Source organism: Streptomyces sp. NPDC048442, from assembly GCF_040651475.1.
Classification (GTDB): domain Bacteria; phylum Actinomycetota; class Actinomycetes; order Streptomycetales; family Streptomycetaceae; genus Streptomyces.
The window spans coordinates 1-19,533 of the sequence record NZ_JBEZKB010000004.1 but is presented as its reverse complement, the minus strand read 5'-3'; the positions used below and the strand labels follow the sequence as shown (position 1 = coordinate 19,533).

The 19,533-nt window shown below is 72.0% G+C and carries 12 protein-coding genes; 6 read left to right on the top strand and 6 right to left on the bottom strand.

Translation table 11 applies throughout. The annotated features are described in order from the left end of the window. Positions 1-45 precede the first annotated feature (45 nt). The gene (locus AB0D18_RS07890; RefSeq protein WP_362414683.1) at positions 46-951 is read left to right on the top strand and encodes a helix-turn-helix domain-containing protein; all 906 of its coding nucleotides are present in this window, start codon (positions 46-48) and stop codon (positions 949-951) included. A 717-nt stretch (positions 952-1,668) separates the two neighbouring features. Here AB0D18_RS07890 and AB0D18_RS07885 read toward each other — a convergent pair. From AB0D18_RS07885 to AB0D18_RS07875, 3 genes are all read right to left on the bottom strand, one after another. Next, a complete protein-coding gene (locus AB0D18_RS07885; protein WP_362414122.1) occupies positions 1,669-2,859 on the bottom strand; it encodes an NAD(P)-binding protein in 1,191 nt (396 codons plus the stop codon). Between the two features lie 122 nt (positions 2,860-2,981). After that, positions 2,982-3,632 carry a response regulator transcription factor gene (locus AB0D18_RS07880; protein ID WP_362414120.1) on the bottom strand — a complete coding sequence of 217 codons (651 nt, stop codon included), beginning with the start codon at positions 3,630-3,632 and terminating at the stop codon, positions 2,982-2,984. Next, positions 3,620-4,849 carry a histidine kinase gene (locus AB0D18_RS07875; protein ID WP_362414118.1) on the bottom strand — a complete coding sequence of 410 codons (1,230 nt, stop codon included), beginning with the start codon at positions 4,847-4,849 and terminating at the stop codon, positions 3,620-3,622. Before AB0D18_RS07875 ends, AB0D18_RS07880 begins: the two co-directional genes overlap by 13 nt. A gap of 111 nt (positions 4,850-4,960) precedes the next feature. Here AB0D18_RS07875 and AB0D18_RS07870 point away from each other — a divergent pair, with 111 nt between their 5' ends. Next, positions 4,961-5,734 (top strand): ABC transporter ATP-binding protein, encoded by a 774-nt coding sequence (locus AB0D18_RS07870; protein WP_362414116.1) that lies wholly within the window; start codon positions 4,961-4,963, stop codon positions 5,732-5,734. Beyond that, positions 5,731-8,157: an ABC transporter permease gene (locus AB0D18_RS07865; RefSeq protein ID WP_362414114.1), complete on the top strand. Its 2,427-nt coding sequence runs from the start codon at positions 5,731-5,733 to the stop codon at positions 8,155-8,157. The genes AB0D18_RS07870 and AB0D18_RS07865 overlap by 4 nt, the downstream gene beginning before the upstream one ends. 212 nt (positions 8,158-8,369) lie before the next feature. Here the strand turns inward: AB0D18_RS07865 and AB0D18_RS07860 are convergent, their stop codons facing one another. The 3 genes from AB0D18_RS07860 to AB0D18_RS07850 all read right to left on the bottom strand — a co-directional run bounded on the left by AB0D18_RS07860 (position 8,370) and on the right by AB0D18_RS07850 (position 13,988). Further along, complete coding sequence (locus AB0D18_RS07860) at positions 8,370-10,847, bottom strand: polysaccharide lyase 8 family protein (RefSeq protein ID WP_362414112.1); 2,478 nt, start codon at positions 10,845-10,847, stop codon at positions 8,370-8,372. 332 nt (positions 10,848-11,179) lie between these two features. Continuing rightward, positions 11,180-12,187 (bottom strand): sphingomyelin phosphodiesterase, encoded by a 1,008-nt coding sequence (sph, locus tag AB0D18_RS07855; RefSeq protein ID WP_362414110.1) that lies wholly within the window; start codon positions 12,185-12,187, stop codon positions 11,180-11,182. A 289-nt stretch (positions 12,188-12,476) separates the two neighbouring features. After that, positions 12,477-13,988 (bottom strand): M1 family metallopeptidase, encoded by a 1,512-nt coding sequence (locus tag AB0D18_RS07850; protein ID WP_362414108.1) that lies wholly within the window; start codon positions 13,986-13,988, stop codon positions 12,477-12,479. 200 nt (positions 13,989-14,188) lie between these two features. On the opposite strand from AB0D18_RS07850, the gene AB0D18_RS07845 reads away from it, so the two are divergent. The 3 genes from AB0D18_RS07845 (at position 14,189) to AB0D18_RS07835 (ending at position 19,346) form a co-directional block, all read left to right on the top strand. Next, positions 14,189-16,216 carry a Xaa-Pro dipeptidyl-peptidase gene (locus AB0D18_RS07845; protein WP_362414106.1) on the top strand — a complete coding sequence of 676 codons (2,028 nt, stop codon included), beginning with the start codon at positions 14,189-14,191 and terminating at the stop codon, positions 16,214-16,216. Then, the gene (locus AB0D18_RS07840) at positions 16,213-17,535 is read left to right on the top strand and encodes a M14 family metallocarboxypeptidase (protein WP_362414104.1); all 1,323 of its coding nucleotides are present in this window, start codon (positions 16,213-16,215) and stop codon (positions 17,533-17,535) included. Before AB0D18_RS07845 ends, AB0D18_RS07840 begins: the two co-directional genes overlap by 4 nt. A 71-nt stretch (positions 17,536-17,606) precedes the next feature. After that, the gene (locus AB0D18_RS07835) at positions 17,607-19,346 is read left to right on the top strand and encodes a BCCT family transporter (protein ID WP_362414102.1); all 1,740 of its coding nucleotides are present in this window, start codon (positions 17,607-17,609) and stop codon (positions 19,344-19,346) included. The last annotated feature ends 187 nt before the right edge of the window (positions 19,347-19,533 follow it).

Below are 19,533 nucleotides of genomic sequence, written 5' to 3'. Positions count from 1 at the left end.
GCGCCGTTCACACGTATCGCGGCGTATGCCCCGCCCGGTGTCGGCATGCTTGCCGTCGGCGTCGTCGCCGAGGTGTTCGACCCGCGTCCCGGGCTGCCGTACTTCGACTTCGCGCTGTGTACGGACCGGCCGGGACAGCTCCGTACCGACATCGGTGTGCCGCTCACCGTCGCGGACGGCCTGGAGCGGCTCGCCACCGCCGATCTCGTACTCGCGCTGCCCTGGGCTGACTTCCGTATCCCGCCGCCGCGTGCCGTCCTCGACGCGTTCGTGGCGGCCCGTGCGAGGGGCGCGCTCGTCGCCGCCCACTGCGTGGGAACCTTCGCGCTCGCCGCGGCCGGCCTGCTCGACGGCCGCCGGGCCACCACCCACTGGCGGTTCGCCGCCCTCCTCGCGGGCCGACACCCCGACGTCGCGGTGGAGGCCGACGCCCTGTACGTCGACGAGGGGCCGGTCGTCACGGGCGCGGGCGCCGCCGCCGGGTTCGACCTGTGCCTGCATCTCATCCGCCGCGAGCACGGAGCGGCGACCGCCAACGCCGTGGCCCGCGACCTGGTCCTGCCCTCCCACCGCGAGGGCGGCCAGTCACAGTACTTGGCGGCCCCCGTGCCCGAGGACTGCCAGGACGAGCGGCTCGGCGATGTGCTCGCCTGGGCCCGTCAGAACATCCGGGAACCGCTCTCCGTGGCGGAGCTGGCCCGGCGCGCCCTGATGAGCCGACGCTCCTTCGCCCGCCGGTTCGCCGCGGCGACCGGCACCACGCCGCACGCGTGGCTGGTCAATCTGAGGATGACCGCAGCCGAGGAACTGCTGGAAACGACCGACCTGCCCGTCGAGGAGATAGCGCATCGGGTCGGCTACGGCAGCGCGGCAGTCCTCCGCGAACAGTTCGTCCGCCGCAGGGGAGTACCGCCGCGCTCCTACCGGCGCTCCTTCGCACGGGAGCGGTAGGCGCTGCGCCCCGGATGATGCCTACGGGGCCCGCCCCCTGGTTGGGTGCGTGTCCGCCCCCCCCGCTGTGCGCGCGTCCGCTCCCCGCTGTGCACGGGGCCCGCCCAGGTTGTGTGCGTGTCCGCCGTGCGGGACCCGCCCTGGCCGTGCGTGTGTCCGCTCCCCGCTGTGCGCGGGGCCCGCCCCGCGTCGGCTCTTCCGCCTCCGGCCCCGTGCTCGTCCGCCGTCGTCTGCGTGGGCACGTCTGCCCTCGTCCGTCTGCGCCTGTATGTCCGCCCTCGGCTGTCCGCGGTGCACGTCCGCCTTTGCTCCTGTCCGCGTGTACGTCCGCTTCCACCCCGGCCGTGTTCGCCTCCACCTCTGGCCGTGCACGTGTTCGCCCCGTCTGTGTGCGTGTGGATGTGCGCGTCCGCCCTCCGTCCGTCTGCGTGTGCGCGTCCGTCCCTAGGCTGTCTGCGCCCTCCGTCCGTCTCCGCTCGCGGCCGTCTGGGCCTGCGCATCCGCCCCCGGCCATCTGTGCCTGCGCATCCGCCTCTGCTCCCGCCCGAGCGCGCGTCCGCTCCCGGCCGTCCGCACTTGCGAGGCCGCCCTCGCTCCCGCCCGCGCGCGTTCGCCACCTGTCCGTGTTCGCGTCCGTCGCCGCGTGCGCGTTCGCTCTCGTCCGTCTGCGCGCACACGCCCGCCTCCGGCCCCGTACGCCCCGCCCCGCCCCACCCGTCACGCCGTACGTCCCTTCCCCGAGCTTCCCGGTGTCGAGCCAGGCTTGGCCGCCGCCACCGCGCCCCTGGCCGCTTCGATTCCGCTGAAGATCGAGATCTCGCCCCGCATTCCCGGTGCCGCCACCATGTCCCCGGCCAGGAAGACCGCGTCGCCCCGGTCGACCGCCGGCCGGTCGCGCCAGGTCTGGCCCGGCAGGTCCAGGGCTCCCGTACGGCCTTTCGCCGTCGCTGTCCGGCTCCACGTCGTCCGGTCCCGCCACCCCGGCACCGTCAGGTCCGCCAGCGACTCCAGCCGTTCCCGCGCATCCGCCAGGCTCTCGCCCGCCCGCACCGGCATGTCCAGCTGGAACAGCGACTCGCCGGCCGGTGCGACGGTCGGGTCCTGCATCGAGTACGACTCGTGGAAGCCGCCCCCGTCCAGGTCGAAGGCGATGAACCGGTCCCTCCGGTCCGACCGTACGGCCACGTCCAGCATCACCACGTGCCCGCTCTGCCACTCCAGCGAGTCGTCCCCCAACAACCGCCCAGCAGCGGCCAGTTCGGTCGCCACGACCACCGGCCGGTCCTCCGGCAGCTCCGTCACCCGGCTCTCCAGGTGGATGCGCACGCCCAGCTCCCGCGCCCGCGCCTCCATCCGGCCGAGCACCGCCTGCCAGCCGCCCACCACCCACCGCACCGTCGGCACCGTCGTGGCGAACACCCGGCGGAACAGTCCCCACACGAACGCCGCCGACAGCCGCCCGGTGTCCGCGTCGTACGTCACGACCCCGACCGCCCGTGCCGCCGCTACTGCCGCCGCCTCGCCGTACCGCTCCGACGCCCACGCGTGGAACGTCATGTCCACCGGCGCCGTACGGGGCCGCCCAGGCATCATCATCCGCACCAGCCCGGCCGGCGGCGCCGACCTCAGCCGCCCGTCCCGTACGAATCCGAACCTCAGGTCCCGCAGCGAAGGACGCCCCAGCTTGCCGACCAGGTCGCGGTCGGTGAGCCACTTCCAGTGGTCCAGGTCGGCGTAGAAGACGTGCGGGCCCTCGTGTGCCGTGTACGGGGCGGGGGTCGCCCGGCCCCGCCCGCCCAGGGAGCCGTGCCCCTCGTACAGGTCCACACCCACCCCGGCCTCCGCCGCGGTGATCGCGGCGGTCAGCCCGGCGATGCCCCCACCGATGACAGCAACGTTTCCGGTCATGACCAGCTCCTTCGCAACAAGTGGCGTGCTCTCACGGAAGGGACGCAGCGGGCCCTCCCGGATGTGACATCCGCCCGCGGACGGATGTCGAACACGCAGATGCTCGGCCCCGCAGGAGGACTTCAGCCCCGGAGGTACGCCAGTACCGCCAGCACCCTCCGATGGTCGTCCGGCGCCGGCGGCAGGTCGAGCTTCTGGAGGATGCCGGCGATGTGCTTGGCGATCGCCGCCTCCGTCACCACCAGCGCTCGGGCGATCGCCGCGTTGGACCGGCCCTCCGCCATCAGCCCCAGTACCTCCCGCTCGCGAGGCGTGATCCGCAGCAGCGGGTCCCGCCGCCGGGCGAGCAGCTGCCGCACCACCTCGGGGTCGACCACCATGCCGCCGTCCGCGACCCGCACCAGCGACCCCATGAACTCCTCGACGTCGCCGACCCGGTCCTTGAGCAGATAGCCGGTGCCCGCTCCGTGCCGGGACTCCAGCAGCTCCTCGGCGAAGGTCTGCTCGACGTACTGGCTGAGCACCACGGCCGCCAACTCCGGTTGCGCAGACTGCAGTTCACGCACCGCGCGCAGTCCCTCGTCGCGGAAGTCCGGTGGCATCCGCACATCGGCGACCACCAGATCGGGCCTGTGCTCCTGGGCCGCGGCGACCAGCGCCCGGCCGTCCCCCACGGCGGCCGGAACGCTGTGCCCGAACCGCTCCAGCAGGCTCACCAGGCCCTCCCGCAACAGCACGGCATCCTCGGCGATCACGATCCTCAGCCGCCGCACGGCAACTCCTCCGGTGTGCCGTTCACAGGTCCCCTCGCTGTCCCCACAGGTATCTCCACTCTGAGCAGGGTCGGCCCGCCGGCCGGGCTGGACAGCAGCATTCTGCCGTCGACCGCCGCGACCCGGTCCGCGAGGCCCGTCAGCCCCGAGCCCGCCGCCGGGTCCGCGCCGCCCCGCCCGTCGTCGTACACCTCGATCAGGAGGGTCCGGGAGGTGACGCCTCCGCTGACCCGGCACCGAGTGGCGCCGCTGTGCCGGGCGGTGTTGGTGAGCGCCTCGCAGACCGCGAAGTACGCCGCGACCTCCACCGACTCGGCGATACGGTCCGGGAGTTCGAGGTCCACGTCCACCGGGACGGCCGACCGCCCGGCCACGTCCCGTACCGCCGCCGGCAGCCCCCGCTCGGTCAGGACCTGCGGGTGGACGCCACGGATCAGCTCGCGCAGCTCGGCCAGGGCCTCCTTCGCCATCGTGTGCGCCTCGGCGACCTCCCGCGCCGCCTGCGAACCCGCCGGGAGGTCGAGCCGGGCAAGCCCGAGCTTCATCGTCAGGGCGACCATGCGCTGCTGCGCCCCGTCGTGCAAGTCCCGTTCGATGCGCCGCCGTTCGGCCTCGTACGCGTCGACGAGGCGGGCCCTGGAACGCCTTACCTCCGTCAACTCGACGTCCGGGGCCGCCAGTACGGCACGGGAGAGCGCGCCGCGCGCCCCGGCCCACGCCGCGATCGGGTACGCGGCCACCGGCAGCAGCAGCACCCCTGCGACCGGACCGCAGACCGAAGCCCACCACAGGGCGTCGGGCTGGAACGGGGCGAGCAGCAGCACTCCGGGGATCCCCAACGCGACGGTGGCCAGGGCGAGATCGGCCCATCCCACGGCGAGTACGGACACCGCCCCGTACCCGAGAGAGCGCAGTCCGGCCGGGGTGCGCAGTCCGGGCCGCACCGGCACGGCCGACACGTCGACCAGCCGCAGCCGCCACCTCTCCAGCGGCCCGGACAGTGCCACCGCGAAGCCCGTCACCAGGACCGCGCACACCACCGCGGCACCGAGCCCGATCCGGCCCTGCGCGGCCAGCAGCCCGGCCACGGCCAGCCAGGTCCCCACCCCCAGGAGCCCACCGGACAGGAGGTGCGCGAGCGAGCGCCAGGGCCAGGACGAACGGAGGAAACCCAGGGGGCGCCGGGTCAGCGCCTCCAGCACGGTTCGGGTGATCATCCGGCCGACGATAGCGGCAGCGGACGGGCGGTGGCAGTAGTGCTGGGTGGAGTATCAGGACTAGCCCGGCGGCCCATGTGCCGTGCCCCACAAGTGGGTTGACTCGAACCCATGCCCACCACCACACCAGAAGCAGCGCGCACCGCGCTCGGCCACCACCCCGTGCAACTGACCTCCGTCACCAAGCGGTACGGCACAGGCGACCGCGCCGTGACCGCACTCGACTCGGTCACGCTCGCCTTCGAAGCGGGCACCATGACCGCCGTGATGGGCCCCTCCGGATCCGGGAAGTCCACCCTCCTCCAGTGCGCCGCCGGGCTCGACCGCCCCACCGAGGGCTCCGTCACCGTCGGCGGCACCGCACTCGAAGGACTCGACGAAACCGCCCTCACCCTGCTGCGCCGCGACCGCGTCGGCTTCGTCTTCCAGGCCTTCAACCTGGTCTCCGCGCTCACCGCCGCCCAGAACGTCGCCCTCCCGCTGCTCCTCGCCGGGCAGCGCCCCGACCCGGCCGCACTGGCCGCAGCCCTCGCCGAGGTCGGCCTCGCCGACCGGGCAGGACACCGCCCCAGCCAGCTGTCGGGCGGCCAGCAGCAGCGCGTCGCCCTCGCCCGCGCCCTCATCTCCCGGCCCGCCGTACTCCTCGCCGACGAACCCACCGGCGCACTCGACACCAAGACCTCGCGGGCCGTACTCGCCCTGCTGCGCGGCCTCGTGGACCGGCACGGACAGACCGTGATCATGGTGACCCACGACCCGACCGCCGCCTCCTGGGCCGACCGTGTCGTCCTCCTCGCCGACGGCCGGATCGCCGACGAGATCACCGCACGCTCGGGCGCCGAGGCCATCGCCTCGCGCATGGCGGTACTGGAGGAGCAGGCGTGAACGCCCTGACCTTCGTCCTCGCCGCGGTACGCGAACGCCGCACCGCCCTCGCGGGTTCCTTCCTCGCCCTCTGCCTGGGCGTCGCGATCCTCTCCGCGAGCGCGCTGATCCTGCTGTCCGGCGGGAGCGGCGTGCCCGCGAAATACGCCGCGAGCCCCGTCCTCGTACAAGCGCCCAAGGGGGCCGGTGGAGAGGGTACGTTCGTGGACCGTGCCCCGTGGTCGCCGCAGCGCACCCAGCAGCTCACCCGCACACTGGCCGCCCTGCCCGGGGTGCGGCAGGTCGTGCCGGAACGTACCTTCGCCGCCCAGGCGGTATGGGGCGGCGACCGGCCGGTGGGGGAGCAGCGCAAGGGGGAACGGCGGGGGCGCGGCTGGTCGAGCGCGGCCCTCGCACCGTACGCGATCAAGGAGGGGAGGCCGCCCCGAACTCCTCAAGAGGTAGCTGTGTCGGGGGAGTTGGGGATACGGGCGGGTGAGCGCATCACCCTGCTCACCGCCAGAGGGCCGGAGCCCTTCACCGTCTCCGGCACCGTCGAAGGGCCCGGCTACTACGTCACCGACGCCCGCGCCGCCGCCCTCTCCGGAGGCGTCCGCGTACTCGGTCTGCTCACCGGCCCGCACGCGGACACCGCCGCCGTTGCAGCCGCCGCGACGAAAGCCGTCGGCCGGGCGGGCACCGTCCTCACCGGCGACGCCCGAGAGGCCCTCGCGCCCGTGCAGGACGAGAAGACCCGCTGGATCGGCTCCCAGGTACTGACCGCCATGGCCGCGCTCTCCGGCTTCGTCACCGTCTTCGTCGTCGCCTCGACCTTCGCCTTCTCCGTCTCCCAACGCCGCCGCGAGTTCGGCCTGTTGAGGACGGTCGGCGCCACCCCGAAGCAACTGCGCCGGATGCTGTACGGGGAGGGGCTGGCCGTCGGAGCGGTCGGGGCCGCCGCCGGGGTGCTGCTCGGGACGGTGCTCGCACCGCTGCTCGGTGACGTCCTGGTCGATGCGGGCTTCCAGCCCGAGGGGTTCACGGTACGCATCCAACTCTGGGTGACGGCGGCCTCGTTCGCGGTGGGAGTCGGCGTCGCGCTCGCCGGGGTGCGGTCGGCGGCCCGGCGGGCGGCCCGTACCGCCCCGCTGGAGGCGCTGCGCGAAGCGGCGGTCGACGACCTGCCGCTGTCCCGGGCCCGGCTGTGGGCAGGCCTCGCCTGCACCGCCGCAGGAGGTGCGGCGGCCGTCGCGACCGCCGCCGGCGACCCCACGGACATGGTGACCTTCGCCCTGCTCACCGCGGTCGGGCTGATCACCGGCCTGGCCCTGCTGACCCCGGCCGTCGTACCGCCCCTGGTCCGGCTGGTCACCCGGCCACTGACCGGGCGCGGCGGGGCCGTCGCGCTGCTCGTCCGCGAGGGCATGCTGACGGCGGTCCGCCGTACCGCCTCGACCGTCGCACCCGTACTCGCCACCATCGGCTTCGTCGTCCTGATCACCGGCAACACGCAGACGTCCGCGCACTCCTACCGGACCGAAGAAGCCGTGTCCGTACGGGCCGAGGCGGCCGTCGTCCCCGACCGCACCCCGGGACTCACCGATGCGGCGGCCGCCCGCGTCGAGGGCGTCTCGATTCTCCCGACCACACTCCACACCACCCGTACGCCGATCGCCGCAGCAGGCGTCGAGCCGGCGGAATTCGCCTCCGTGCAGACCCGGCTCACCGTGCTCTCCGGGTCGCTCGACGCGCTCCGAGCGCCGGGCACGATCGCGGTCGGAGAGTCGGTACGGAGGGCGTGGGGCACGGCCCCGGGAGTCGGCGTCACCTTCGAGGACGGCCGCAGCGAGACCTTGCGCGTCGTGGCGGTCCTGAGCGACCGGTCCACCCCGTACCAGGCCCTGTTGAGCCGGAGCGCGGTCCGTGCGCACGACCCCTCCGCGCTGACCGAGGTCGTCTACCGGACGGGTCCGAAACGGGGGGAAGTGACGGGCAGTCAGGAGATCTCCCTCGCTGCCCACGCGGGCAGCGCCGAGGCCGAGGAGGACCGCCTGGTCTGGGTGTTCACCCTGCTCCTGGTCGTCATGTCGGCTGGATACACGGGCATCGCCGTCGCCAACACCCTCCTGATGGCCACGGCCGACCGGCTCGCCGACTTCCGGGTGCTGCGGCTCTCCGGGGCCACGCCCCGCCAGGTGCTGTGGACCGTGGCCGGCGAGACCACCTTCGTCGTCGCCCTCGGCACCCTGCTCGGGGGCCTGGTCGCACTTCCGTCGCTGCTCGGCATCAGGGCAGGACTGAGCGGGGTCCTCGGCATCCCGGTCGACCTGGTGATCCCGTGGACGCCGGTGCTCGCGGCGGTCGGCGGCTGCCTGCTGCTGGCCCTCGCAGCGAGCGTGCTCCCGGCGCGGGCGGCGCTGCGAAGGGGGACGGGGGCGGCCTGAGCGGGTCCCGGTCAGGCATCCACCACCGTGCCGTCGAGGAAGGCCGGCCGCACGCGTTGCCGGGTCGGCGTCTTTGCTCTCGTCCCAGCCGTGCAGTGCGACGATCGCGCTGGTCAGGCCGGTGGAGTGACGGGCCATGGCCCAGCCGGGGCCTCGGTGGTGGTGGGGTCGGTGGTGCCGGCCGAGGCGGTGGTGGGTTCAGTGGCGTCGGCTCAGCGGAGCTCGGCCCGGTGGGTGTGTCCCCGGGAGCCGCCGACCGTGACGGTGAGCACCGGGCGGCGGCCCGGGGTGACCTGCACCGTGTCGTCGGCGGAGACCACTGACCGTACGGCGAACGGGAGTTGCAGCGTCAGGGTGGTCTGGGTGCGGCCGGGGTCGGCGACCGCCACCGAGACGGAGCCGTTCCGGCGCCGGACGAGGACGGACGCGGGGCCCGACGAGGTGATCCCGGCCGCGGTGCCCGGCTGCCAGAAGGTGACGGCGGTCAGCCCGAGGCGCCGTGCCTCCACGGCCTGGGCGTTCGCGTCGTTGGCGGCGATGTGCACCGGCCGGGACAGCTGCCAGGCAGCGGTGGTCGCCGGGGAAGCACCCGGCAGGAGGACGTACGCGTAGGAGGAAGCCGAGGGGGAAGTGCCGTGGTCGAGCCAGAGAGTGAGGTAGCGGCGGGTGACAGGGGCGGTGGAACCCCCGGTGTCCGCACCGGTGTTGAGGTCGCGCCAGGCTCCGGTGCGCTCCTCGCGCAAGGTGTGCAGCGCTGCCCTGCCGGGGAAGACGTAACCGCCCACGCCCTCGATGTGCGCCCAGCCCGCGGCGCGGTGCAGGTCGGCGGGCCGGTCGAGCGCGGAGGGCCGGCGGACGCCGTCCACCAGCAGACGGGCCGTGCCGTTCGCGTGCAGACTGCGGTTCTCGACGATCGTCTCGACCGTGCGCCCGTCGCTCGCGGTGATGCCGGAGCCGAGCGCGACGACCGCGTTGTCGAGGAAGAACCAGGACTTCCTGGCGCGCAGGGTGCTGCCCTGGGCGGTGAGTTCCATGGCGGACGCGCCGTACTGGGCGTCCAGGACGGCCCCGCCCGCGACGGCGTTCGCCGGGCGGTAGGTGCCCGTGCCGCCCCCGGTGCCGAGGTCCGCGCGCCGGCGGGTGTCGACCGTGGTGCCCGGCAGGCGGTACGGATCGACGGTCGGCCAGAAGCCGTCGCCGAACTGCCCGAGGTCGTCCCCGCTGTAGAGGTACGTCATCCCGTCGCCGGTGTACCAGCCGTGCAGGTTCTCGCCGTTGCCCGCCTCGTACGCCGCGATGCGCCGCGAGGACAGGGAGAGTGCGAACGCCCAGCCGGGGCGGCGGTGCACCACCCGGTCCATGTCGGCGAAGACGAAGTGCCCGGTGGTGCGGTCGGCAGCAGGAATCGAATCGTCCGCCAACAGCGTCTTCGCGCACACGAGTTGAGGAAGGGAGGCCAGTTTGGTGTACGGGGTGGTGCGGTTGCGCTCCATCCACCCCTTGGCCAGTGCCCGCCAGCGTGCGGCGTACGGGGCGGGGGCTCCGGTGGCGAGAAGGACGATGCTCGACATGGTCGCCGCGCCGTCGACGTGGTCCACCGACCGTTCGCGAGAAATCGCCCGGCCGCGTACAGAGTCCATCATCAGCCCGTCGAACAGCACCGGGGCGAAGGACCGCTCGACCGCCTCGTAGATCACCGACACCTGCGGATCGCCGACCGCCCAGCTGGACCCTGACAGCAGAGCGATCATGTGTGCCGCGCCCCCGAGCAGCACGTTTCCGTACGTTCCGGTGTAGGCCACCGAATCGTGCTGGACGAACGAGCCGTCCGGGTAGAAGCCGTCGCCCGAAGCGGTGTACCGGAACAGGCTGTTGCGCCCGCCGTCCCGCACGTCGGAGAGGCCGTCCCTTGCGAGGGCGACCTTGGCGGCGTCCCGGCCGAGCAGCCCGCGCAGCGCCACGATCACCGCCTTGTCGGCACGGTTGGCACCGGTCTCGGCGAGGGCGGGGGAGTTGGTGCGGCGGTCCGCGTTCGGGCAGAAGCGGTCGACCGCCGCGAGATATGTGGTGAGGTCGGCGGCGGGGACCTCCCCGCGCAGCAGCACACAGCAGTCCAGGAGCGCCCGGGGTGCGCCGATCTCCCAGAACCACCAGTTCCCGGTCTCGCTCTTCGCCGCGTTGTAGGCGGTGTCATGGAGGAAGCGCAGCGCCGCCACCAGCGCGGACGCGACCTCCGCCGACCCGCCGAGCGCGGCGCCCGGCGTGGCCCAGGCGGTGGCGAGAGTACGCAGCCGGGTATAGCTCTGGCCGAAGCTGCCGGGGGCGGTGACGGGGGAGAGGTCCGGCCAGAGCACGGTGCGCCCGGCCGACCGGTCCAACTGCTGCCAGAGGGCCGCCGCCGAGGTGTCGAGCGCCGTGAGCGCGGTACGGAAATCCGGGTCCGCCGGGTCGAACGTGCCTCCGGTCAGCAGCTGCTGCGCCCGCGCGAGCAACGGGTCGAAGGCATCGGCCGCATCCGCCAGGACCGAAGGGCCGAAGGCGCCCGCGGCAGACGCGGCCTGCGCGGGGGCGGCCCCGGCCAGGGACACCGCGGGAAGGAGCGCCGCGACCGACCCGGCCGCGAGCAGGGCGCGCCGGGACACAGCGCCGTCGCTCGTCTTTCTGGATGTGGTGTCGTTCGTCCCAGTCATGTCAGTCCTCCAGAGTGCTCACGTCGTAACCCGCGATCCGGCCGGAGTACGTCGCGAGCGCACAGTAGCGCTACGCGTCCTCGGTGATCGGCTTCGAGCCGTCGAGGCCGCTGGCCCTGCCCGGTGGACACCGAGACCCGTTTCGTACGGCTGAACTTACCGGAACCGGCCGGATCGGCCCTCACCTGCCGCCGCCCGAAGGGCCGTCGACGCAGAAGCACAGGCCACGTCATCGCTTCGGGAGGGCGGAGTGAGTGCCGCGCCAAGCCCCCTTCCTCGGCCGGGACTTGGCGCGACACTGCGAGTCCGGGCAGATCTGACGTCACGTCATGTCACCTGGCAGAAGCCACCAGCGGGTAGTGGTCGCTCAGATTCGTGTACGTGTAGGACTTGCCCCAGCTGGAGACCGTCCAGGGCGCGCTCTGCTCCTTGACGACGTCGTTCGTCCAGCCCGCCGGGCGGGCGTGGCCCGTGCGGGGGAGGACGTAGTCGAGGTCCTCGCGCGGGTCGGTCGGGTAGCGCTCGGCGGCGATCGAGTTGTCGGCGGTGTCGAAGGAGTACTCGTGCCCGGTGCGGGCGTCCGCGCCGTCGAGGCCCCCGTCGGCGAGCATCGACGTGTACTCGGGGCTGTGCGAGTCGACGTTCAGGTCGCCCGCCAGCAGTACCTGCTCGGCGGCGGGGATCTTCTTCGCGTCGAGGAACGCGTCGATCTGCTTCAGCTGCGCACTCCGCTTGGCCGCCGCCTCGCCCGCCTTACAGCCGGGGTCGGTCGACTGGAGGTGGGTGCCCACGACATGCACCAACGCGCCGTTGACGTTCAGGACGACGTACGCGAAGCCCTTGTTGGAGTACCAGTCCGCGCCGCACGCCTCCTTGAAGACGAACTGCTCCTTGCGGACGATCGGCCACTTGCTGTAGACCGCGACCCCGCCGTCCTCCGGGGTCGTCGCCGAGTACGAACCGCCGGTCGCGTCCCAGCCGCTCTTGCCGCGGCCGACGACGGGCGTCTGGTGCGGGTACTGGGCGGCGGCGTTGCGGCCCAGGGCGTCCGAGGCCCCGTTGTCGAAGGCCTCCTGGAGGACGACGACGTCGTGCCCCTGGAAGAAGGACGCCGCCGGGATCGCCTTCGCCCGGAAGTCCTGACCCCAGTTGGGGTAGAGGGACTTGCTGAAGATGAAGGCGTTGTACGAGAGGATCTGGAGCTTCGGCACGTCGGCGGAGGCCGTCGGGGCCGTCGGGGCCGCGACGGCACCCGGGGCGGTGACGGCCAGCGTGGCCGCCGCGGCGACGGCGGTGACGACGGCGCCGGTGAGGGCGCGTCGGCGTGAGGGTATCGGCACAGAGTTCTCCCGTGAGAAGGGTGGGGCGAGAGGTGCGGTACACCGGTGCCGCACATCAAATCAGCACGGGTTACTTCCCGGTAGACAATGCGCACCACACATCTGTCCTCCCACCCACAAGCAGCACAACTTCCGCACGGAAGACGTCCGCCGCCCGCCGACCTGTGGAGCAGAGGTCGACGGGCGGCGTCGTGTTGATCAGTACTCGGCCGGTCCTTGACCAACGGTCGTGGACGATCAGCGGCCCTGCACGATCAAGTGGCCGTGGGCGATCAGCGGTCGTGGACGCTCAGTGGTCGTGGACCGAGTTCGTCACCGCGATCTTCTTCCACGACTTCGGCTGCACGGGCTTCGCGTGCGTACCGGCGCCGGAGTACGACCTCGCGGTCTTCGGCCCGGCCGCGGCAGGGGCAGCCGGCTTCACCGGCTGGTACAGCCAGGTGTCGAAGAGCTCCGCGAGGGGCTTCTTGGAGATCTTCTCCGCGTACTTCACGAAGTCGGAGACCTTCGCGTTGCCGTACGCGTACTGCGTCGGCCAGCCCTTGAGGATCTGGAAGAACGCGTCGTCGCCGACCTCGTTGCGCAGCGCCTGGATGGCCATCGCGCCCCGGTCGTACACCGCGCCGTCGAACTGCTTGTCCGCACCCGGGTCACCCGGCTTGACCTGCCAGAACGGGTCCTCGGTCGGGTGCGAGGCGTAGGCGTAGTCGGCCAGCTCCTGCGCGGTGCCCTCGCCCTCCTTCTCCGACCAGAGCCACTGGCTGTAGCGGGCGAAGCCCTCGTTGACCCAGATGTCCTTCCAGTGGTGCACGGAGACGCTGTCGCCGTACCACTGGTGGGCCAGCTCGTGCACGACGACCGAGACGTTGGCGCCGCTTGCGAACTGCCGGGGGCTGTAGAACGGGCGGGTCTGCGTCTCCAGCGCGAAACCGCTGGTCACGTTCGGGACGTAACCGCCGATCGCGTTGAACGGGTACGGGCCGAAGACGCCCTCCAGGTACTCGACGACCTCGGCTGAGCGCTCGATGCTCGCGCGCGCCGCACCGTCGTTGTCGCCGAGGTCCTTGCTGTACGCGTTGAGGACCGGCAGCCCCGACGCGGTCTTGTCGGTGGTGATGTCGAACTTGCCGACGGCCAGCGTGGCCAGGTAGGAGGCCTGCGGCTTGTTGGAGCGCCAGGCGAAGCGGGTCCAGCCCAGCTTCGAACTCTGCGACTGCAGCACGCCGTTGGAGATGGCCTGGGTGCCGTCCGGCACCGACACCGACACGTCGTACGTGGCCTTGTCGAGCGGGTGGTCGTTGCTCGGGAACCACCAGGCGGCCGAGTCCGGCTCCTGCGCGGCGACGCCGCCGTCCGGGGTACGGGCCCAGGCGGTGTAGCCGCCGATCTTCACCTCGGAGGGCTTGCCCGCGTACTTGACGACGACCGAGAGGGCCTTGCCCTTCTGCAGCGGCGTGACCGGTGTGACGACGAGCTCCTGCTCGCCCTCCTTGGCGAACGTGGCCTTCTTGCCGTTCACCCGCACCTCGCTGACCGCGAGACCCAGGTCCAGGTTGAAGCGCGACAGGTCCTGCGTGGCGGTGGCGACGAGGGTGGCCGTGCCCTCCAACAGGTCAGTCTTCGGCTGGTACTTCAGACGCAGGTCGTAATGGGATACGTCGTAGCCCCCGTTGCCGCTGGCCGGGTAGTAGGGGTCGCCGATGCCCGGGGCGCCCGGCGAGAACGAGGCGGCCGATGCCGGGATCGCCAGCAACAGGGTGGCCGCGGCGAGCACGCCCGGGGCGATGATTCTGCGGTGCACGAGTGCTCCAAGTGGTCTGGTGGAACGATCTGTTGGCACTCTATTCAGCCCCTCGGCCACCAGTCATGTCCATGGTCGCTGCTGTCACACGATCGCCATACGGCCGACATGTGACCCCGTATCCCTTTTGGCTTCTCGCTGCGCACGGGGCTCGCTCCTGCCCTCTTTTGCACAGGAGTCGACCGGGTTACCGTCCGCCCATGCCGATAGCTGCGCGGGCCAGGCGCCCGAAATGGAGAACGCTCGTCCCGATGACCGTGGCCGCGATGACGGCCGTGCTGCTGGCCCCCTCGGGTGCGGCGGCGGATGCGGCCCAGGCCGCGAATCCGGCCGCCTCGGCCGCGGACGCGTCGGCGGCCGGCCGGGCCCGCGAGAGCAAGCCCGTCTACGCGTACGACAAGGCCATCCGTGAGTCCGTCTGGGTCGACACCCGCGTCGACGGCGACAAGGACGGCAGGACCGACCGCGTCGCCGTCGACATCGTCCGCCCCCGCGAACTCGAGGGCTCGGGCCGCCGCATCCCGGTGATCATGGACGCCAGCCCGTATTACTCCTGCTGCGGGCGCGGCAACGAGAGCCAGAAGAAGACGTACGACGACAAGGGCAACCCGGTCCAGTTCCCGCTCTTCTACGACAACTACTTCGTGCCGCGCGGCTACGGCTACGTCGCCGTCGACTTCACCGGAACGAACCGCTCCGACGGCTGCGCCGACGTCGGCGGACGCTCGGAGGTCGCCTCCGCCAAGGCCGTCGTCGACTGGCTGAACGGCCGGGGCCGGGGATACACCACCCGCACCGGCGCCGAGCGCACCCGGGCCGACTGGTCCAACGGCAGCACCGGCATGATCGGCAAGAGCTGGGACGGCACGGTCGCCAACGGCACCGCCGCCACCGGCGTCGAGGGCCTCAAGACCATCGTGCCGATCGGCGCGATCTCCTCCTGGTACGACTACTACTTCCAGCAGGGCGCCGACCTGTACGACGGTGGCCCGGACGACCTCGCCGGATACGTCGAGAGCGCCGAGGCCAAGGCCCGCTGCAAGCCGGTCAAGAAGGAACTCGCCGACGGCGCCCCGCTCAACGGCAACAGGACCGACATGTGGGAGGACCGCGACTTCGTGCCGGACGCCCGCAAGGTCCGCGCCAGCGTCTTCGCCGTACACGGCATGCAGGACCTCAACGTCCGCACCAACCACTTCGGCAAGTGGTGGGACGCCCTCGCCGAGCAGGGCGTCGAGCGCAAGGTGTGGCTGTCGCAGACCGGGCACGTCGACCCGTTCGACTTCCGGCGGGCGGAGTGGGTGAAGACCCTGCACCGCTGGTTCGACCACGAACTCCTCGGCTACGACAACGGCATCGACCGCGAGCCGATGGCCGACATCGAACGCGCCCCCGACCAGTGGTCCACCGACAAGGTCTGGCCGCCGCGCTCCACCGACACCACCAGGCTCCGCCCGCAGAAGGGCAGTTCGCCCGGCGTAGGCGCCCTCGGTCTGAAGCCGGCGAAGCCCGGCGCGGTGGAGACCTTCACGGACGACCCGAAGCTCGACGAGACCGCCTGGGCCGCGAAGATCGACACCGGCACCCCGGAGAAGTCCGGCTTCGCCACCAAGCCGCTCTCCCGCGACCTGCGCCTCTCCGGCTCCGGCAAGGTCACCCTGAGCGTCACCCCCTCCACCACCAGCGCCAACCTCAGCGCCGTCCTCGTCGACCTCGGCCCCGCCACCATCCGCAACTACGGAGCGGCGGGCGAGGGCATCACCACGCTCCCCGGGCGCACCTGCTGGGGCCCCAGCACCCCCGGCGACAGCTCCTGCTTCAAGGAGACGAAGGCCAACCCGGCGACCGTCGGCTTCACCGTCTTCAGCCGCGGCTGGGCGAGCCTCGCCCACTACAGGGGCGACGGCCTGGCCCGCCCGCTGACCCCCGGCAAGAAGTACGAGATCACCATCGACCTGGCCGCCTCCGACCACGTCGTCCCGGCCGGCCACCGGCTCGCCCTGATCGTCGGCGGTACGGACGCCGGACTGGTCGAGGCCCCGGACACCCGTCCCACCGTCGGTGTCGACCTCGCCGGCACGTCGGCGAAGCTGCCCGTGGTCGGCGGCGACCGCGCCTTCGTCAGGGCGACCTCCGGCGACGCCACCGCCGCACCGCTCTCGCCGGCAGCCCGCGACGGGATCCCCGTGCCGCAGAACATCTCCCGGATGCCGGGAGGCCCGCGATGAGGGCCCGCGTCCTGGGCACGCTGCTCGGCGCGGTCGCCCTCGCGGTCCCGCTGGTGGCCGCTCCCGCCCAGGCGGGGGACTCGGGCCGGGCGGCGGACTCCGCCCAGGCCGGGGACTTCGGCCGGACCCCGCCCCGTACCGGATTCGAAATCACCGACGGCGCCCGCTGGACCACCCAGCCCGAGGAACAGACGTTCCTGGCAGCCGTCGACCGCGGCAGCTCCCGCGTCTCCACCTCCACCGTCGGCACCACCAGACAGGGCCGGCCGCTCCAGCTCGTACGCATCGGCGAGCGCCGGAGCACCGCCTCCACCGTGCTCCTGATCTGCAGTCAGCACGGCAACGAGCCGGCCGGGCGCGAAGCCTGCCTGAGCAAGGTCCGCGACCTGGCGTACGCCAAGGACCACCGGACCCGCGACTTCCTCCGCAGGACCACCGTCCTCGTCGTCCCCACCGCCAACCCGGACGGCCGCGCCGCCAACACCCGCGGCAACTCCGACGGCGTCGACATCAACCGCGACCACATCGCACTGGCCACCGCCGAGGGCCGCGCCATGGCGGCCGTGGTCCGCGACCGCAAACCCGACCTGATCTACGACCTGCACGAGTACGGAGCCACGCCGCCCTTCTACGACAAGGACCTCTTCGACCTGTGGCCGCGCAACCTCAACACGGACGCCCGCGTCCACGCCGAGTCGAAGAAGCTCTCCGAGGACTACGTACGCCCCGCCGCCCACGCCTCCGGCTTCAGCACCGGCACGTACGGCATCTGGACGGACCCGGTCACCGGTGAACCCACCCAGCAGGTCGCGGGCGACGGGCAGGAGCGCATCCTGCGCAACGCGGCCGGAATCAAGCACTCCGTCGGCCTGCTCATCGAGAGCCGCGTCGACGCGCTGAGCGAGGCCGAGAAGCAGGACCAGGCCCTCAACCAGCGGCGCAGGGTCGCCTCCCACCTCGCCTCCCTCTCCGGCGCGCTCGCGTACGTGTCGGAGCGGCGCGGCCCCGTCGAGACGGCCACCACCCGCGCCAGACTGGCCGGCTTCGCCGACCGGGGACCCGTCTATCTGGGTGGCGCCGACAACGACCCCGCCAAGCCCTCCGAAGTCCTCGCCGACCCGCCCTGCGGCTACCGGCTGACGAAGGCCCAGCTCGATGACGTACGGGACGAACTCGCCCTGCACGACGTCGCGTTCACCCCGGCCTCAGGAGGTGCGTACGTACCCCTGCGGCAGTCCCAGCGGGACCTGATCCCCCTGCTCCTCGACCCGAAGGCCGCGTACCACCTCACAACCGGACAACCCGACACGCGCTGTTAGCAGACCGTGACGTGCGTCACCTGTGATACCGGGTAGCGGCAGGGAATCCTCCCTACCCGAAAGGTGACCACGTGTCCCACGACGACCAGCCGTCGGACGACCGGGCAGCTTCGCCAGTCATGGCGGATCTGCCCGGCAGCCCGCACACCACCCACCGACCACAGACCGACCGGATCGTGTTCGGCGTCACCGCCGTTCTCACGCTCGCGTTCGTCCTGTGGGGTGCCCTCGCGACCGAGTCTCTGGAGGACGTCTCCGGCAAGCTGCTCAACGGCCTGATCCACAACGGTGGCTGGGCGTTCATACTGGCTGCTACTGCCTTCGTGGTCTTCGCGCTGTGGCTCGCGGTGAGCAGGTACGGGAAGATCACCCTCGGCGAGGAGGGCGAGAAGCCCGAGTTCAGGACGGTCTCCTGGGTCGCGATGATGTTCAGCGCCGGCATGGGCATCGGCCTGATGTTCTACGGCGTCAGCGAGCCGCTCGGGCACTTCGGTTCGCCGCCGCCCGGCACGCACCCCGCCGAATCGTCGGACGCCATGCAGACCGCCATGGCCACCACCCTCTTCCACTGGACGCTGCACCCGTGGGCGATCTACGCGGTGGTCGGCCTCGCCATCGCGTACAGCACCTTCCGCCGCCGCCGCAGGCAGACCATCAGCGCGGTCTTCACCCCCCTCATCGGTGAGAAGCACGCCAACGGCGGCGTCGGCCGCTTCATCGACATCCTCGCCATCTTCGCGACGCTCTTCGGCTCGGCGGCCTCGCTGGGCCTGGGCGCGCTCCAGATCGGCAGCGGAATGAAAGAGGTCGGCTGGATGGAGAAGGCGGGCACCGGCCTCCTGATCTCCATCATCGCCGTCCTCACGGTCGCCTTCGTGGCCTCCGCGGTCTCGGGTGTCGAAAAGGGCATCCAGTGGCTCTCCAACATCAACATGGTGCTGGCGCTGCTGCTGGTCGTCTTCGTCTTCATCGCGGGCCCGACGGTCATCGTCCTGGACCTCCTCCCCACCTCCATCGGCGCCTACCTCGGCGACCTCCCGCAGCTCATCGGCCGCACCGAGGCGACCGGCGGCAAGGAAGTCGCCACCTGGCTGGGCAGCTGGACGGTCTTCTACTGGGCGTGGTGGATCTCCTGGACGCCCTTCGTCGGCATGTTCATCGCCCGCATCAGCCGCGGCCGTACGATCCGCCAGTTCGTCGGCGGCGTCATCCTGGTCCCCAGCACGGTCAGCCTGCTGTGGTTCGCGGTCTTCGGCGGTACGGCGATGAAGATGAAGGACGCGGGCCGCCTGGCGGACGAGTCGACCCCCGAGGGCCAACTCTTCGGCCTGCTCAGGGAGTTCCCGATCGCGACGGCGACGAGCATCCTCGTCATGGTCCTGGTCGGCATCTTCTTCGTCTCCGGTGCGGACGCCGCCTCCATCGTGATGGGCACGCTCTCCCAGAAGGGCTCCTTCGAGCCGACCAAGCTGGTCGTGATCTTCTGGGGCGTCGTCACCGGAGCGGTCGCCGCGATCATGCTCCTCATCGGCGACGGCGAGGAGGACGCCCTCAAGGGCCTCCAGAACCTGACGATCCTCGTCGCGGCACCGTTCGCACTGGTCATGATCGGCATGTGCTGGGCCCTGATGCGCGACCTGCGCAGCGACCCGCTGATCGTCCGTGGCGAAATGGGCGTAGAGGCGGTGGAGGCCGCCGTCATCGAGGGCCACAAGCACTACGACGGCGACTTCGAAATCCGCATCGGTCCGGGCAACGGCACGGACGGGACACCGGAACCGGGGAACGAGGGGGCTACGAAGACCTTGTGAGGGGGAGCGGGGCTTTCGGGGGAGGACGGTTTGGGGGCCGCTCGGCATCCCCGAACACCCGGAGCCCGGGATTTCTGGACACCCGGGGCCCATGGTCACCCGACCCCCGCGCCCTCGGTGAGGCGGTCGGCGTCCTCCAGGACGATGACCTGCCAGCGGCCGACCGCCGGAGAGAGCTGGGCGCGGC

What these genes read in the sequence shown, in the direction of transcription:
- AB0D18_RS07890 (WP_362414683.1), top strand. Translation starts at nt 46, where the DNA reads ATGCTTGCCGTCGGCGTCGTCGCCGAGGTGTTCGACCCGCGTCCCGGG.
- AB0D18_RS07885 (WP_362414122.1), bottom strand. Translation starts at nt 2,859, where the DNA reads ATGACCGGAAACGTTGCTGTCATCGGTGGGGGCATCGCCGGGCTGACC.
- AB0D18_RS07875 (WP_362414118.1), bottom strand. Translation starts at nt 4,849, where the DNA reads ATGATCACCCGAACCGTGCTGGAGGCGCTGACCCGGCGCCCCCTGGGT.
- AB0D18_RS07870 (WP_362414116.1), top strand. Translation starts at nt 4,961, where the DNA reads ATGCCCACCACCACACCAGAAGCAGCGCGCACCGCGCTCGGCCACCAC.
- AB0D18_RS07860 (WP_362414112.1), bottom strand. Translation starts at nt 10,847, where the DNA reads ATGACTGGGACGAACGACACCACATCCAGAAAGACGAGCGACGGCGCT.
- AB0D18_RS07845 (WP_362414106.1), top strand. Translation starts at nt 14,189, where the DNA reads ATGCCGATAGCTGCGCGGGCCAGGCGCCCGAAATGGAGAACGCTCGTC.
- AB0D18_RS07840 (WP_362414104.1), top strand. Translation starts at nt 16,213, where the DNA reads ATGAGGGCCCGCGTCCTGGGCACGCTGCTCGGCGCGGTCGCCCTCGCG.